Raw genomic sequence first — 15,571 nt, 5'->3', positions numbered from 1 at the left:
TGCGTGAATGATCGTCGACAAATTTTCAATTAATCCAGATCTAATGGGTCGGTATTGTAACATGATCAGCAACATGGCCACGCTCATGCCGATCATCAGCTCATCTTCAATCCGTGCTCATCGGCAAGTTAAATACCGCGCCCAGGCAGGCACATTTGATCTTGCGCTTGTTAAGCACACTTTGTAATACACCCACAATGCTGACCGTCATAACCCGAAGGGTTGCATAACTGGTGATCACGGTTTGATAATTTGATGCATAAGCCAAACCTAAGGCCAGTTCCACATAGGAATACAGGCAACCTCTTGGCCTGAATTTTTTGGCGACAATGTCATTTTTAAATTGTGCTGATAAATGTGCCACACTGGTTAGTTTAGCCGGTAGGGGATTTCATTCAGACTTAATTCATTATAAGCCAATGATTTCTTTACTTTTTCTATCGTTTGGTTAATGACGTTTTGTTCGATGGTGATCCGTTCCTTTTCGGAAAACAGATTACTCAAAACGGAGTAATCTTTATGCAGTTCGTCAGCCAAGACTTCCGGGAAATTAAATTTCTTGTCTCCCAGGTAATGGATATGAGTAATAATAGTAGATTTGATCGATCTGCTGCTTAAGGCTGTCATCCAGCAGTTCAAAGCCTAACGGTACTAATTGGTTCTTAAATCCCTTCAATTTCTCCTCTAAAAGCTGCTCCGTTAGCAACACTTCCCTCAAAGGCACACATATCACTTTTGCACCCACGTTTGCAAACTCTGTTCCACTGCTTTTATTCAACGCGGGCAAACCATATTTTTAATGTAAAGCTTCAACTTATGTTAAGTTCGGCTGCCCTTAGATACACCTGCGGGTCAAGGCTCATTTACTTTTAATCAGCGGAATAACTTTAGTACCAATTAACTCAATGGAGCATGTTAATTGCTCATGGGTAAGACCTGCATTATCCATTTGAAAAGTAAAACGGTCAATCCCACCCAAAGCCTCGCTATGGCGGAGTAATTTTTCTGCCACCTGCTCAGGTCCGCCGACAACAAGCACCCCTTTAGGCGCTGTAAGAGAATCGAATTGCGCCCTTGTTACGGCAGGCCAGCCGCGTTCGCGGCCAAGTTTTGTCCATAGCTCTGCATATCCTGGATAATATTCTGCCACCGCCTGCTCATTACTCGCAGCCGTGTAGCCGGGTGAATGCAGGCCCACTTTTAATTGATTGGGAGTGAATCCAGCCTTTCGGCCTGCTTCCCGGTACATATCTATCAGTGGACGAAAACGGTGTGTTTCGCCCCCGATGACAGCGACCATCAACGGAAGGCCAAATCTCCCGGCACGCTGAAACGATTCTGGGGTGCCACCTACGCCCAGCCAAATGGGTAGTTTTGATTGCAATGGCCTGGGATAGACGGGTTGGTTATCCAAAGCGGGCCTAAATCGGCCCGACCAGGTCACGAACTCCTCGTCGCGTATTTTAATCAATAAATCCAGTTTCTCCTTAAATAATGCGTCATAATCATTCAAGCTGAACCCGAATAACGGGTATGCCTCGACAGATGACCCGCGTCCGACTACTAATTCGGCACGTCCTTTGGATATCAGGTCCAAGGTGGCAAAATTCTGGAATATCCGTACCGGGTCGGCGGCACTTAATACCGTGACCGCACTGGTCAGGCGAATTTGTTTGGTTCTCGATGCGGCTGCGGCTAGTATTACTGCCGTGGCAGAGTCCAGGAATTCTTTTTTATGGTGCTCTCCGATACCAAAAACGTCTAACCCCGCCTGGTCTGCAGTAACTATTCTATCCAGCAATTGATGCATTGAGTCTGTAGCGCTAAGTGTATTGCTCCCGTACATAGCCGAAGCAAAACTGTCTATTCCTATTTCCATTGTCTTATTTTAATCGTAATTAGTGATATGCAAAATAACCTACTGTAATGATTTGCCAGCACGAAGTTTAATATTTACATCCTATCAATCATATAACTTCATTGCTGCTCCAATTATCAAGTTCCAAAAAATGCTGTGTAAGTTGACACATCACTATAAGTCAGGTTAAATCATCTTTTGCCCAGATTCGAATCATAACCCCGCTGATTAATGCTTTTTTACGGTTTCCTTTCTTACACGGCTTAGGGTTTCTGGCGTGATCCCTAAATAAGAAGCGATCATAGCTTGGGGTAGCCGAACTGACAAATCAGGATATTTATTTACAAAATCAAGGTATTTTTGTTCGGCTGTATAGGCAATAACAGTACGAATCCTGTTTTGACTGGTAATAAAACTTTTGTTGAGGATGGCATTCACCATATCGTTAAAAGCCGTTATCTCCCTGCAAAGCAAATCGAAATTTGTTTTAGTGATCAATATCAATTCTGTATCTTCAATGGCATCAATATTATTTTTAGAAGGCTCTCCGGTAAGTAGACTGGCGCGGTCACCGGTCCACCAGTTCTCTTTGGCGAAACTTACAATGTTTTCCCGCCCGTTTTGATCTATACTATAAAATCGTACGAGCCCTCTAATCACAAAGGCATTGTATTTCCAAACATCACCCTCCTGTAATAAATACTGCTTTTTGCGAAGTTTTTTAATGATGGAGACAGCTTTTATTTTATCATAATCAGCATCCGTTAGGTTGGCCTTTTCGCTTATGTATTTTTGAAATGTTTCAAACATGGTTAACCAAATATCCCTTTTATTTAGGGATATTTGATTAACATAAGCCATTATTTTACAGTTAAACTATGCGCTGTATTTAGCCAGCCATTTTGTTTTAATGGTAGCTCGGGAGTCGATAAATTCCTGATCAGTGCCTTGAGCGACAGCATCAAGCGGGAAACGCAATGGGCGACTGCCTTTTTCCATTTCAACAAGTTTTAAGATCCCATCGGCAATAGTTTGCGGATCCATTTTAAATTCTGCCATCTTGCTGAACAGCGCAGCACCCATAGCTTCGAAATGTTTGGCAGAGGTCTCTCCATATTCCGCTATAATATCGGGCTTATCTGCATTTACACCAGATTTTGCACCTGTATTCATTTCAGTTGGATATACCCCAGGCTGGATGCTGACGTTTTCAATGTTGTATTGGGCAAGCTCATCCTGCAGGCCTTCTGTGATACTTTCCACGCCAAATTTTGAAGCCAGGTATGGAATCATGAATGGCAAAGTATGACCACTTGCACCTGATGTGATATTGATGATCAATCCTTTTTTTGCTGTACGCATGCCGGGTAATACCGCAAAAATGGTACGTAGCGTTCCGAAAAAGTTCACTTCAAACATTTGCCTGATCTGATCAAGCGAGTAGCCTTCCAGCACCCCATAACCTGAAACAGCCGCATTATTTACCAGCACGTCTATATGACTGTATTTAGTCAACGTGTATTCGAAAGCTTTTTTTACAGATTGGTCATCTGTAATATCCACCTCTACTACTTCGATATTTGGAAAGGTAGACAATTCCTTTGCTACTGCTTGGTTTTTGGCATTCGTTCCGCGCATACCAGCTATTACGATATGACCAGCATCAGCCAGGGTTATAGCAGTTAATTTCCCAAACCCTGTGCTTGTTCCTGTTATAAAAATTGTTTTTGACATTTTATGTTGTTTTGATTAGTCAAAATTACCTCTTTAATAAGATCTGCACATTGATTTTTGTTAAGAAAAACTTTGACTTTTATCAAGCTGTCAATAAATGTTATTAGCTGGAGTTCACCGTAGCGACCCCGGATTGTTATTTGCAGGTTAGTTTTATTTCGAGCATTATGTAACAAAATCCGACGAGGCTGTCTTAAAAAGGGCAGCCTGTTTTTGTTTTGAAGTGAGAATTTCGTATTTTAAGGTCATGGGGGCGAAAGTAGTATTTGAGCTTTATGATCCTGACCAGCTAACCTTATTACCTTATAAGTTAGATGAACTGGTACCTTTAAACCACCCTGTTCGGATCGTAAAAGATGTCATCGACAAGATCGACACCAAACCGATCAACCGCAAGCACAATGGCGGTAGCCAGTAAATACACCTTTTTATGGGCAAAAGTATGAAGCACCATAAAGGAGAGATCAAAAGCCAGTTAGATGAGTTGTGGAAATATGCCCAGATATTGCAGCCGAAGAACTGAAAGACACAGCACCATTAACCATTGAGGAGATCAGCCCGGAGAAAGTAAAGGAAGCAAGAGCAAATATCGATATCGTCCTGGATGATAGGAAGATGTAGATAATATGGTAAAGCAAAAGGTGAACTAAGCCCTAAAGAACTGGCCGGACAACCTGTCCAAATACGATGAACAGAAAAAACAGCAGGCGGGCCGTAACAGTTATTCCAAGAACGACCCCGATGCTACTCCTTCCTTGGTAATTGATTGGTTGACTGTTAGGTATTTGAGCAATGGTGTCATAATTTTCAATTGTGTTTTGTTGAGATAAGCCGGTGTATAATGAATCCAGGAAGTCAATAGATGCAAACGGCGGCCATCTATATAACCGAGTTCAAATTAAAACACTCTTAAAAGTAGTTCGTGAAAAGAATACTAATATTATACTGACGCTTCTGTTGCCGGTAAACATTATGAGCGCAATCCCCGACGTAATAGGGGTGAAGTACGGCATGTAAAGATCGAAGGGTTGAACAATTTTTATAGGGAAGCGGGTTCACCCGATAAGCCGACGTGCTGCTATTGCATGGATTCCCAACGTCATCGCACATGTTCAGGAACCTTATGTTAGCCCTGCAGGATAAATATCACCTAGTAGCCCCTGATTATCCAGGTTATGGTGCCAGTTCGATGCCCTTCTGTCACGGAGTTTGATTAAACTTTTGATTACCGATGGGATTCCCGTTGACCACGATGCATCCCGAAAAAGTGCAGGCACTGATTATCCAAAACACCACTGCGTATGATAAAGGGCTGGAAGAGTTCTGGAAACACTTCCGCGCGCTATGGAAGGACTCAAAAAATCAAGATAACATTGATGGGATGAAAAAGATATCAAATATTACGGTTACCAAGTGGCAGTATATAAACGGTGTTGGCGATACCACACGGATCAGCCCTTACATATAGATCGTTGATTAGGCCGGGAATGGACAGGATTTTTAGTTATAAGAATTCGCCCGTAAATCAACAGTTAGGCGATACGGCTAGAGCCCTGAGAAAAGTATGTTCCGATGATGGAAGTTTGCTGCAACGGCCAAAGTATTACTCGTAAGCGATGGTAGTTACGGCCGTATAGGTCTGGTGAATGCTCGATGGGCACTGCTCAGTACTTGGCGCTTAGGTACGAGTAGTGCAAAAGGATATGAAAGCGAAACAACTTTAGGTAGGTATTTAGACAATACACAGTGGCTTTATGGATACCTTGGTTTTCACTATCATCGTAAAACTGGTGATGAAAAGCAGGGTAAGAACTTTTTTGGTCAGGACAGCATAAAGATAACCGTAAAACGATCATAGGTGGCTTGGTATATACGCTTCCATTTTTTTTTGGCTGAAGCCAGGATCGACGGTAATGCAAAACTAAGGCTGCAGCTGAGGCGTGAGATATATTGATAACCAAACGGTTCCGCATGAAGCTTATGGGTAATACGGACAAAGAATATTCAGCAAGGTTAAGGTACATCATTTCCAAATATTTTGAGGTATCGGGTCATTATGATAGCGACATGAGCGTTGGTGGCGGCATTACTTTAAATTATTAGAATGCCAGCCTGTAAAAAATTGAGAATAATAGAAAGAGTAGACCTTAAATTTACTTTGTGCCAGAAACTGTTTCACCAGCAGTAAAGCATAAATACCCTCTTTTTTAATAAAATGAAAAATTGATATGATGTTTTTCTGAGGTATTATTCTGGATAAAAAAATGCGGCACGATATACTGAGTCGAGTAATCACCCCAATAAAGGTCATTTACTTTGCTCCGCTGGCCTGACTAAAATGGATTTGATCAGCGGGATGAGTCAATATTAAATTCTGGGTTTGAAGAGGTTTTTTTTATCAGCCGGCTTCGTGATTGTGGGAAATATTGATAAAGATAGCGATATGAAAATCTGAAAGAATTTGAAGCAGGCATGGCTCGTCCTTCAGCGTTTTAAGTTGCGGGCCATCACCAGTTATCATTGATAAGACAAATGCTCTAAGGAGTAATACTAAAATTCACTTGGTTGTTTCAGATATCCTATGTCCTGTAAGTTAACCGGATCTCTATTTCCTCAATAAGTATTTCTACAGCGCGTTGATATTGATGGTCGAAAAACATATGCAATAGGTAAAGCAAGTTTTTATAAATTCCATTATTAGAATATTTAAAGTCAATAAGAGCGTCTGGGATTTTATATAAAGCAGGTATAAAAGGCTCGGTTTTACTCAACTAAACTGGCATAATTTCTTAGCTGAACCTGGTGAATAATGATATGCCATTCATCGAACACCACCTCCGATTTCTTCCCTTATAAATTCAAATTCTGCCTAATAAATCAATAATTGTGTAATAAATTGCTTTACAGGGCTTTTAAATCATCATATTCAAGGCGAATGTTCTCCCACCCATTTATCTTTGTTTCTTAACTAGGTATAAAAGCCTGCGCAATTTTTAACAAGCCTGCGATTATATAAAACAGAACAGGGAAGAGGCTTATAACCTGAAATTTATCAGAGCTAAATTCTGATTATGCATAACTAAGTTTTCTCGCCAGTTTTGACCACAGATGAATCGAAAGCCCCTTGGTGAAAGCACTATAGGAGGTCATCAGTATGCCTTTTATCCCGTTTTGCAGGGAAACTATCGCGTAGATTACAAAAGGTATTCCCTGTTGATCTTCGCTTTCAAATAAATAGGTCTCGGCAACTTCAAAGTCGTCGGGGCTGATCAGTTCGTCGTCCTGAACGCAACGAAGAAATTCATTATTGAGGGTAAAGTCAAGGTCGTAACCCTTTTTTTGCAAGCTGATGATCACCTCTGCTTTTGTGTTTGAATATTTCATATCGTTAAGTTTTAATTAGTCATGATTAAATATTGTGGCCAATGCAGACCTGTACAGCCCTTAAATGCAATTAAAAATACATGCCAGTTTTTAATCTATTGATAATGAGCTATTTATTCAATTCATTTTTTTTTCATCTGACTGTACATCGCTAATAACAAACCCATTAGCGAAATGTCACTACGCGGTTCAGGTTGTGGCTACGCCTATTGGACAAGTTTTAAACCTGTTCGCAATAATTTATCATAGTCGATACCGGTTTGACTTGCTATGCAATGGTATATTGTTGTTTAAATATCATCGAATACCTGTCAATCAATGATATAGCATTAGGTCAAAACTAAAGATAGATTCATAAAGTATTGTAGTATAATTAGTTAAGAAACCGGCACGCTGTGTGAATAGACATTCCGAAAAGAATTCTCAAGTAGAAAATGTCAGTTATGGAAAGCACACAAGTCACAATAACAGTAATGTTAATGTCGCCGAATGATCAGGTTGATACCCGCGAAAGGTATCGTTTGCCTTTTACCCGAAGACCACAATACCTTTCTCGAATTTCTGATGTTTATATCGAGAATTTGATAAAATACATTGTCAGTAGGCTATTAGCAATTTACCTGTATTGTCTTGAACTGCTTTATATATTATATAGGTAATTAACCAATGATTCACCTAAAAATCATTAGCTGTAAGAGCTTTAATGACGTTTATCGTTGAAAAATTGGTGGCTATGTGCCGAGGGTATTTCTTTGTAGGATGACTTGTATTCAACTGCGTTGCCTAATCATTTAAACTAAAATAACCAACCCTAGAAATGGAAAGAAGAAACTCATACGGGACTTTTTATTTCTTATCTGTAGCACTTATAAAAATCCTCAATTATGGAAACATTTATTTTTATAGTAACAAGACTTATTATGGCGGGATGCGTTATCACCATTTTCAGTACCGCCTATACAACTAAAGGAGATACATATTTGAACAATACGGGATTAGGCGATATTTTTTAATTATCTGAACTTTCTATTTGTGCCGCAATACGCAACGTGACACTATTTTGATGACCGTCATTGTTATTATTGATATTTCATCATTATGTGAAGATTATCGGAATATCATTGCGGTATTTTTATTGGTTTTATGTAGGATGTTGATTGTTAGTTATTTATAACCTGGCACCATCTTTAAGCCACTGCTTAGGGGCACAAAGGGTTTTGGGTTCTCCTTCGCTATAATTGATACCAAACAAATATATGTTATATGTCAAAAAGTATATTTCACTCAGTCGAGAAATTTGTCCAGGAACAATCCGGCGAAAGAAATATTGCACTTCGTAACGGCGGTATGATCAGCAATCAGCTGTCTGCGAGTGCGGTGACATTTTTACACAGCCAAAGTTTTTTCTACGTTTCTTCCTTGGATAGGGATGGAATGCTATGGTCTTCTGTTTTAGTGGGTAAACCCGGTTTTTTGCAATTTGATGAAAATCAACAACTTTATCTGGACCCTGCATCACACCTTCCAACCTAAACGATGTTTTTTCGCAAAATATACGCACCACATCTGGGATAGGTTTACTTTTCATTGATTTACTGACACGTTGCCGCGTTCGTATAAACGGTAAAATCAGCTATGATAGTGGAAGGTGGCCTATCCAGATCGAACAAGCTTACCCGAATTGTCCTAAGTATATTCAACGTAGGCAACTGGTCACTGAAAAGGCTGACCATAGGGAATCACCAAAAGAAATAAGGTTATGGATCGAAAAGGCGGATACCATATTTGTTGGCAGTACAGACTGTCAGGGTAATTTGGATATGTCGCACAGGGGCGGTGAGACGGATTTTATAACATTTCTCGATGAGAGAGCTATCCGGTTGCCAGATTATGAGGGCAACAGCATGTTCAATATGCTGGGTAATTTTCATATAAACCCCATCGCTGGGATATTGATAATTGATTATTCAAACGGAGAGACGGTCCAGTTTAGCGGTAAAGCGGTTTTTTTTAATTATGAATTACCATTAAGGTGGCTTATTGTACTTTCATCAGATTTTTCTAATTTTTTTAATCAAAACTTGATGTGAAATAAGAAATTATTGATTAGACCAATTTGCATTTGTACCATTACCTATTATAAAATAAAACATCGGCAGCTGGAAAGTCCACCGGAATGTCAGACAAAGCATATACGTAATTGGTGAAAACTCGAACGGCTACAAGGCCGGTCAGCTCAACCAAAGCGCTTTGTGTATAACCTTCATTATAAAAGGAATCGAGCAGTAAGGGGCTTACCTCTCCTTTATTTTCGGCAATGGATTTAGCCAATTGAATAATGGTATTGAGTTTCATTTCTTTTGCGATCCCTTTGCGTATCAATAAGGTTTGTTCCTTGCTGAATCCATGTTTAATGGCAAGAATTGTATGCGCCGCTAAACAGTAATCACAATGATTTACTTCAGAAACAACCAGGGCTATAGCTTCTCGTTCTTTGGCGCTGAAGGCTCCCTTATTTAAAGATTCTTCAAAATTTAAAAATCCCTTTAGTGCATGTGAAGAATGGCCTATGGTTGCGTATAGATTTGGGATTTTACCCGCGCGCTTTTTTATATTCTCTAACAGTATCTGGGATTCGGGGCTTACCTCTTCTGGTAAGGGTACATTTATATGGGTTTTCATGTCCTTGTTTTTATTCAAAAATACCTTGAAGGATAGGCATCTACCATGGACGGAAGCGTCTTAGGCTTGCACAAATCAGGTGATCTATATGTTTAACAGCCATCTGAATCCCATCTATTTTCAAGCCCTTTATTCACCTCCCGGACAGTTGAAAAGGATGAAGTAATGGAGCGTGTAAATAATATTAGTTGTTCAAATAACATTATTCTTAAGGAAAGTTGCGAAATTTCATTACCTGATTTTTACAGAATGTGATTGATTGCACTATTAATCAGTCAATTAGATTTTGGCTCGATAATGTATTAATGTAGAGATATCCTGTTTAGGTAGAGGTGGAGGGTGGTTGTCAAAAGTAAGGCAGGATTGAATTCAATACTTATATATGCAGGAAATGATGAAGTCGATAAAATTACTTGGATGCTCCGGTTTATTAATGTTTTTTTCGACACTAAACACTTCATGTACTGTAACAAAGCAAGCATCACACTTTCGCCTGATTTTAAAGGATTATTATTGCATTTCAAATATTAATGCCGCATTTATAGGAATTACGCCTTACTTTAACAGCCCGGATTCATTATTTAAAATGACTCATTGTTGAACGGTATAATTTCACGGAGGGAGATTCTGGTAGCAAACGCAACCGGGATTTTACCGCTCGTCAAACAGCTATTTATTATTCAAAAAAATCAGTCTGCAGCGGACAAGATAACCGCCCAAAAACAACTGGTACAATTACAGGAACATTTATTTGAGGTGAAATCAATTTTCGATGAACTTATTTCAGAGCTTAATTGCGAAACGGAAAGGACTAAAAGAGCCACTGGTTACCTGGAAGGCTACGAAAAGAAAAGGACAAATAATTTAACTATAGGAGCAATATTCGCCGGATCTGTAACTACCGCCGCACCCATTTTTGTGAAAAACATCAAGCCCCAAAATACGATAGTTATTGGGGGCGCAATTTTATCTGCCTATTTAGGTGCAAAGGTTTTGACGTCCGGGCACAATAAAGTAAACTTTACATATGAAAGGAACTTGCTTTCAGATATTTGGACAGAGCCGCAATTTTCAAACCAATATCCTGAATTTAGCTGGCAATTAATGAATAGAAAAGAGCTCAATATCGGTAATAGCCAGTTGTCTGTACAGCAAAATATAAAAAAAGATGGTCGGGTATCGAGTTAAATGGGGCGGATAGCCGTACGCTTGATTTGCTTTTTAAAAATGGCGGTAGTTATTCCGAAGGTGATTTACAAATACGTGCTGTATTACTACGCCAACTCGAAGTGTCGGTAGAGTTACTGAATTCGAATGTTCAATCCTGCCTGCTATCCATACAAAAAAAACTAATCATACCAGATGAGAGGTAAACTTTTCCCAACCGGTCTTGCAGCGATCTCCCGTAGATAGGAGGCAAATGACGCGAATTTACCCTTTAAGTTGCTTTTATTGAAGATTATTTTCGGTTATGCTCAGTTGCTTACCTCTTTTTTAGGTGATTTTGTATAGTCCGAGGATGTGAAACAATTTAATATTACCCCTTTAATAGCCCGGAAAATTCGGATCGCCTATTCGAATGCGGTTTTGATATTCAATGTTTACAGATAAGATTTTTTAAATCGTTTTAAATATCTAAAAATAAATACATTATAGACATTTTTGATTTGATTTGACCTTTTAGTTTTGGCCTTTTTATTTAAAGGCTATGAATTCAGGGAAATATGTTTTTGCGCAACTTTTGCAGTTTATAGACAGGTATAAGTTTGAGAAATACGTTACAAAGTATAACGGTGATTTGAGGACAAGGTGTTTTAATTGATGGAAGCAGTTCATCCAACTGTTCTTTGGCCAGTTAACTTCTCGTAACTCGCTCCGGGATATTGGTGTTTGCCTCAAGGCCCATGGAAGCAAGTTGTACCATTTGGGGATCAGGAAATATGTAAACCAGTCTACCTTGTCCCGTGCAAATTAAAACAGGAATTGTCAGATATTCGCCGATTTTGGTAATTGCCTGATTGGAGAGGTGAGGCCTATGTATGTCAATGAACCTATTGCTAATGTAGATACCAGCAACGATGTATTCGCTTTGGATTCCACAACAATTCCCTAAGCCCGAAACTTTTCAGTTGGGCACCCGGAAAGTATTCACTTGGTGTGATCAAAATCCATACGTTATTGGACTTAAGGAGCAATATACCTGCCTTTATACTGGTTACTGATGGAAATATCATTACAGCAACGTCCTTGATGTATTGGTTACGGGGACAATATACCTTATGATAAAGCCTATGTTGATTGTAAGGCGTTATACAATATCCAAAATTGTGGTTCATCTTTTATTACCAGGGCAAAGATGTCTCCGCTTTGGAAGTTACAAGATTATACCGAAACAGATGGCAGATAGAGATTTTCTTTAAATGGATAAAACAGAACCTAACTATCAAATCCTGTGGGGACAATCAGAAAAATGCTGTGAATATCCACGTTTAGACTGCTATCTGCACGTATCTGGTCATAGCAATATTACGTGTCGCTTATTGACGGTTTGATCTGCTTTATAAATTGTTTTGATTTGATTTTTTCGTGTAATGTGCAACACGCTACCAGGCTTGGTAAAAATCATTGCAAGGCGAATGAAAATGATGCTTGCAAAAAATATAACCACAATTTTTAATGAGCAGACCATATGCTTAATTGTTTATCAGTGGTGCGAACGTTTGAGTGATGATCATATAAATAGTTAAGAAAAGAATGTACGCGATCACTATTGTAGTAATAAATAGCATTGATATCGCTAATAATTGATGCGCCAGGTCTGCGTGGTATTCTGAATAAACCAGGGTTGAAAAGGTAACAGCAGTGAGAGGAAAGCTCACAGACCACCAGGAAACCTTGAACGGGCAGGCGGCAGGTATTAACATGATCTTGCTGCCAAATAGCAGTAATATAAATAAGTTAAAATAAAATAGTACTCCTGCAAACAGATCCAACACACCAGTCAATCCATGGTAAACTGAAAAAGCAAGGGCCAACGGGCCTGTTAAGATCAAAAGTGTTGGCTGAACCGATTCAGGCAAAGAAATTTGAAAAAGCAATCTCGAAAAAATAATTGTTAGAAGAATGATGGAGAAAATCAATCCTATACCAAATGCAATTAGTGATACTTCATGAACGCCCTTTAATGGTAAATGGTTACCAACAATGGGTATATCTAAAGTTCCAACTACCGGCAGTAGCCATGCCGGAACAGCGTTTTCCGACTCCTGTCTTTGATCGAACCATTTCCGTAATACATACCATGCAAAAGCAAACATTAAAACTGCGCCAACGGTCCAGGTTACTTCGGCCGTTTTTGGGAAATAAGGCAATAAAACGCCGGGCAGCAACAACACGGAAATAATGAAAGTCGCAAAGAAGCAAACAGATATCGGGTTTTGAAATTCCTTAGTTACGCTTGACGAATATTTTAAGCACTTGATGAAATACGTAACAGTTAGTGTTATAAAGGCTACAACGGCGAGTACACCGATCGATTCACCTATCAAATAATTCATATGCCAGTGCGTTGCGGCCAGGCGCCAAGAGAAACATAACCCACACAACGCCATAACGCCTCCAAAGAGGCTTATAGGCAAAAATTCAAGAAAACTTAGTCGTTGATTATATTTCATAATTTACACGTTTTAAATACTAATAGGGTCATAATAATATGGAGATAATGATAAGCACAAGATATATTCGTATTTTAAATAATTCGGTACTCCACAGTGGCAATTTCTCTCTTTGATTTGTATGTCATCAATTCTTGCGAATATTTTTACATCAACCCATTGGCTTCAAAATTCTGTTTTCTCATTCCTTGAGCCCAGAGCCATTCCCTTTTATAGTTTCGGTATCAATATGCGAAACAAAGGAATAGTCGGATATCTCTTATGCCTCCATATATTTTTAAAGAATTTTAGTGCCGAAAATTATATAATTGATAATCAGTTATTTATTGGAATAAATCGATTGTGCTGTATACGATATTTCACGAATTGCTAACCTAAGCTTGAAATACCGCCAATTTGCTGAGATTGAAGGTGAAGGATAGTATTCTATAACATGCGGTGTTGGCTGCAGGAAAGTCGTCGTTAAATTAACTGGTTATCTTGCCTGAAAACCTTAGTGGCCGAAACGGCTGTGAAACAGTCAATAAGACATTTCTCCCCGATTGATATTTGAACAAAAAAGTAGATAATATCGAAATATCACGACATGTATTCGTTAATAATTTGCTTAATTATCTGTATATGTGATAAATACAATTTGGCTTTTGGTTTGACTACTGTTACTCGATAATATCACATGGTTTACAAATCTTAAAATTAATTAAAATGGAAACAAAAAAACTGACCAAGTGGTCAAGACATCTGTTATTGCTGACGGCACTAATTATCTGCCTTGGTGTTGCAGGCAGGGTGGAAGCTCAGGGAAATCCCGTGAAAAACGTGGTTATCGTTCACGGTGCGCTAGCCGACGGTTCGGGGTGGCAGGGGGTATTTAAAATCCTAACCGAAAAAGGTTATAACGTAACAGTTGTTCAAAACCCCTGCACCTCACTTAAGGAAGATGTTGATGCCACCAATTTTGCAATCGACAAAATGGATGGCCCCGTAGTTCTTGTCGGTCATTCCTGGGGCGGAACTGTGATTACACAGGCAGGGGTCAACCCAAAGGTAGTTGCCCTCGTTTACGTTAACGCCTTTCAGCCTGATAGCGGCGAAAATACAGTAACCTGGGCAAGCAGTTTGCCGGCTAAGCCAGAAAACGGTCTTCTGCCTCCGGATGCGAAGGGCAACGTTTATTATGACAAGGCAAAATTTCATGCAGGTTTTTGCGCTGACGTAAGCAAGGAACTTGCAGAATTTATGTTCGCTTCACAAGGATTCATCCCCGGGGCTGCCTTCGGCACACCTGTTACTGAAGCAGCTTGGAAAAGCAAACCTACATTTGGCATTTCCTCGACAGATGATAAAAGCATCAACCCTGAAATTACGATGAATATGTATAAAAGATCGGGAAGTATAGTTACTAAAATAAAAGGCAGCCACGTGGTTTTTATAACCCATCCAACCGAAGTCTCCGCTGTAATTATTGCAGCTGCGAAAAAAGGGGCATTTCAATAATGATTTTATCGAAAGAAGATCCCTTAGGTCATGTGGCTTAAGGGATTTTTAACTGGTTAAGGATAATACAACAGACTTCAAAGCATATATTCTAAACCACCTTTCCATCTTCGCAATGAGGTATTGACTTCATACGGCATCCCCTCCGGATACGTAATAAATTCTATTGAAGTTCCCCAGGGGCAAATAACAGAAATAATTAAGGTTCCCTTTTTCCATGAGGAATAAAATAGGATTTGGAGCAGACAACATTTTTCCACCGGCCAGTTCAAACTGTTGAATTGATTGGAAAATATCATCCGTATATAAAGATAAATGTTGTAATCCCAGATCGCTGGACATTATGGCATTTCGTTGACCATCAACATGAATTTCAAAAAGTTCGATTATTGGTTCGTATCCAATTTTTATCATTCGGCATGCGTAAATCTTCGTTCCCTGGGCTACGTTCAATGTGCTTTCAATGCCAGAAAGATTTAAGGGCGGTTGCTGCTTACTGTAGGACTCGTATATAACTTCTGCGCCAAATGCTTCTTGAAGGAATTTAGTTGCAAAGTCAATTTCAGGTACATTTATCCCAATATGATCCATAGTGATATGCGTTTTTTTCTTTGTGCTGCTAGTGCTTTGAAATTTTTCATTTTTTAACCCGTTGTGCGGTTTAAAAAAGATCAAATAAGTTGTGCATGATACTGAAATTCAGTATCTTAAGAGAGTATCTGACGCTTTCTTATATGCACAA

General features: G+C 39.3%; 17 protein-coding genes and 1 pseudogene. 9 read left to right on the top strand and 9 right to left on the bottom strand.

What is annotated here, in order from left to right; all coding sequences use genetic code 11:
* Positions 1–106: 106 nt before the first annotated feature.
* The 5 genes from ABIB39_RS14220 to ABIB39_RS14200 all read right to left on the bottom strand — a co-directional run bounded on the left by ABIB39_RS14220 (position 107) and on the right by ABIB39_RS14200 (position 3,592).
* Positions 107–364, bottom strand: coding sequence for a hypothetical protein (locus ABIB39_RS14220; RefSeq protein ID WP_354430825.1), 258 nt, complete (start codon positions 362–364; stop codon positions 107–109).
* A gap of 5 nt (positions 365–369) precedes the next feature.
* On the bottom strand, positions 370–627 hold the full coding sequence (locus ABIB39_RS14215) for a hypothetical protein (protein ID WP_354430824.1): 258 nt from the start codon (positions 625–627) through the stop codon (positions 370–372).
* A 232-nt stretch (positions 628–859) separates the two neighbouring features.
* Positions 860–1,879 (bottom strand): LLM class flavin-dependent oxidoreductase, encoded by a 1,020-nt coding sequence (locus ABIB39_RS14210; RefSeq protein ID WP_354430823.1) that lies wholly within the window; start codon positions 1,877–1,879, stop codon positions 860–862.
* A 207-nt stretch (positions 1,880–2,086) separates the two neighbouring features.
* Entirely contained in the window at positions 2,087–2,668 is a 582-nt protein-coding gene (locus ABIB39_RS14205) for a Crp/Fnr family transcriptional regulator (RefSeq protein WP_354430822.1), read from the bottom strand.
* Between the two features lie 66 nt (positions 2,669–2,734).
* Positions 2,735–3,592 (bottom strand): SDR family oxidoreductase, encoded by an 858-nt coding sequence (locus ABIB39_RS14200; protein ID WP_354430821.1) that lies wholly within the window; start codon positions 3,590–3,592, stop codon positions 2,735–2,737.
* A gap of 247 nt (positions 3,593–3,839) precedes the next feature.
* Here ABIB39_RS14200 and ABIB39_RS14195 point away from each other — a divergent pair, with 247 nt between their 5' ends.
* The 4 genes from ABIB39_RS14195 to ABIB39_RS14180 all read left to right on the top strand — a co-directional run bounded on the left by ABIB39_RS14195 (position 3,840) and on the right by ABIB39_RS14180 (position 5,060).
* The gene (locus ABIB39_RS14195) at positions 3,840–4,010 is read left to right on the top strand and encodes a hypothetical protein (protein WP_354430820.1); all 171 of its coding nucleotides are present in this window, start codon (positions 3,840–3,842) and stop codon (positions 4,008–4,010) included.
* A gap of 68 nt (positions 4,011–4,078) precedes the next feature.
* Complete coding sequence (locus ABIB39_RS14190; protein ID WP_354430819.1) at positions 4,079–4,213, top strand: hypothetical protein; 135 nt, start codon at positions 4,079–4,081, stop codon at positions 4,211–4,213.
* A 451-nt stretch (positions 4,214–4,664) separates the two neighbouring features.
* Entirely contained in the window at positions 4,665–4,805 is a 141-nt protein-coding gene (locus tag ABIB39_RS14185) for an alpha/beta fold hydrolase (RefSeq protein ID WP_354430818.1), read from the top strand.
* 18 nt (positions 4,806–4,823) lie between these two features.
* Positions 4,824–5,060, top strand: a complete 237-nt coding sequence (locus ABIB39_RS14180) for a hypothetical protein (RefSeq protein WP_354430817.1) — start codon at positions 4,824–4,826, stop codon at positions 5,058–5,060.
* Positions 5,061–6,661: 1,601 nt separating this feature from the next.
* On the opposite strand, the gene ABIB39_RS14175 is transcribed toward ABIB39_RS14180, so the two are convergent.
* Positions 6,662–6,976, bottom strand: coding sequence for a hypothetical protein (locus ABIB39_RS14175; protein WP_354430816.1), 315 nt, complete (start codon positions 6,974–6,976; stop codon positions 6,662–6,664).
* Between the two features lie 1,263 nt (positions 6,977–8,239).
* Here ABIB39_RS14175 and ABIB39_RS14170 point away from each other — a divergent pair.
* Complete coding sequence (locus ABIB39_RS14170; RefSeq protein ID WP_354430815.1) at positions 8,240–8,509, top strand: hypothetical protein; 270 nt, start codon at positions 8,240–8,242, stop codon at positions 8,507–8,509.
* 597 nt (positions 8,510–9,106) lie between these two features.
* Here ABIB39_RS14170 and ABIB39_RS14160 read toward each other — a convergent pair.
* The gene (locus ABIB39_RS14160) at positions 9,107–9,658 is read right to left on the bottom strand and encodes a carboxymuconolactone decarboxylase family protein (RefSeq protein ID WP_354430814.1); all 552 of its coding nucleotides are present in this window, start codon (positions 9,656–9,658) and stop codon (positions 9,107–9,109) included.
* Between the two features lie 597 nt (positions 9,659–10,255).
* On the opposite strand from ABIB39_RS14160, the gene ABIB39_RS14155 reads away from it, so the two are divergent.
* The 3 genes and pseudogenes from ABIB39_RS14155 to ABIB39_RS23305 all read left to right on the top strand — a co-directional run bounded on the left by ABIB39_RS14155 (position 10,256) and on the right by ABIB39_RS23305 (position 12,151).
* Entirely contained in the window at positions 10,256–10,846 is a 591-nt protein-coding gene (locus ABIB39_RS14155) for a hypothetical protein (protein WP_354430813.1), read from the top strand.
* Positions 10,847–11,366: 520 nt separating this feature from the next.
* Positions 11,367–11,633: pseudogene (locus ABIB39_RS14150) on the top strand (DUF4372 domain-containing protein).
* 350 nt (positions 11,634–11,983) lie between these two features.
* A complete protein-coding gene (locus tag ABIB39_RS23305; protein WP_502916205.1) occupies positions 11,984–12,151 on the top strand; it encodes a transposase in 168 nt (55 codons plus the stop codon).
* 200 nt (positions 12,152–12,351) lie between these two features.
* On the opposite strand, the gene ABIB39_RS14140 is transcribed toward ABIB39_RS23305, so the two are convergent.
* Positions 12,352–13,332, bottom strand: a complete 981-nt coding sequence (locus tag ABIB39_RS14140) for an SLAC1 anion channel family protein (protein ID WP_354430812.1) — start codon at positions 13,330–13,332, stop codon at positions 12,352–12,354.
* Between the two features lie 705 nt (positions 13,333–14,037).
* Between ABIB39_RS14140 and ABIB39_RS14135 the strand changes: the two genes are divergently transcribed.
* Positions 14,038–14,829, top strand: coding sequence for an alpha/beta hydrolase (locus tag ABIB39_RS14135; RefSeq protein WP_354430811.1), 792 nt, complete (start codon positions 14,038–14,040; stop codon positions 14,827–14,829).
* Between the two features lie 129 nt (positions 14,830–14,958).
* Here the strand turns inward: ABIB39_RS14135 and ABIB39_RS14130 are convergent, their stop codons facing one another.
* Positions 14,959–15,420, bottom strand: coding sequence for a VOC family protein (locus ABIB39_RS14130; RefSeq protein ID WP_354430810.1), 462 nt, complete (start codon positions 15,418–15,420; stop codon positions 14,959–14,961).
* Between the last annotated feature and the right edge of the window lie 151 nt (positions 15,421–15,571).

The organism is Mucilaginibacter sp. UYP27 (genome assembly GCF_040547175.1).
In the GTDB taxonomy this organism is placed as follows: domain Bacteria; phylum Bacteroidota; class Bacteroidia; order Sphingobacteriales; family Sphingobacteriaceae; genus Mucilaginibacter.
The sequence above is the reverse complement of the archived record's forward strand: the minus strand, read 5'-3'. Positions and strand labels throughout refer to the sequence as shown.

Bases quoted from the DNA above. Each gene is read 5' to 3' on its own strand.
- ABIB39_RS14215 (WP_354430824.1), bottom strand. From the start codon at position 627: ATGACAGCCTTAAGCAGCAGATCGATCAAATCTACTATTATTACTCAT.
- ABIB39_RS14210 (WP_354430823.1), bottom strand. From the start codon at position 1,879: ATGGAAATAGGAATAGACAGTTTTGCTTCGGCTATGTACGGGAGCAAT.
- ABIB39_RS14205 (WP_354430822.1), bottom strand. From the start codon at position 2,668: ATGTTTGAAACATTTCAAAAATACATAAGCGAAAAGGCCAACCTAACG.
- ABIB39_RS14200 (WP_354430821.1), bottom strand. From the start codon at position 3,592: ATGTCAAAAACAATTTTTATAACAGGAACAAGCACAGGGTTTGGGAAA.
- ABIB39_RS14195 (WP_354430820.1), top strand. From the start codon at position 3,840: ATGGGGGCGAAAGTAGTATTTGAGCTTTATGATCCTGACCAGCTAACC.
- ABIB39_RS14180 (WP_354430817.1), top strand. From the start codon at position 4,824: ATGGGATTCCCGTTGACCACGATGCATCCCGAAAAAGTGCAGGCACTG.
- ABIB39_RS14175 (WP_354430816.1), bottom strand. From the start codon at position 6,976: ATGAAATATTCAAACACAAAAGCAGAGGTGATCATCAGCTTGCAAAAA.
- ABIB39_RS14170 (WP_354430815.1), top strand. From the start codon at position 8,240: ATGTCAAAAAGTATATTTCACTCAGTCGAGAAATTTGTCCAGGAACAA.
- ABIB39_RS14160 (WP_354430814.1), bottom strand. From the start codon at position 9,658: ATGAAAACCCATATAAATGTACCCTTACCAGAAGAGGTAAGCCCCGAA.
- ABIB39_RS14140 (WP_354430812.1), bottom strand. From the start codon at position 13,332: ATGAAATATAATCAACGACTAAGTTTTCTTGAATTTTTGCCTATAAGC.
- ABIB39_RS14135 (WP_354430811.1), top strand. From the start codon at position 14,038: ATGGAAACAAAAAAACTGACCAAGTGGTCAAGACATCTGTTATTGCTG.
- ABIB39_RS14130 (WP_354430810.1), bottom strand. From the start codon at position 15,420: ATGGATCATATTGGGATAAATGTACCTGAAATTGACTTTGCAACTAAA.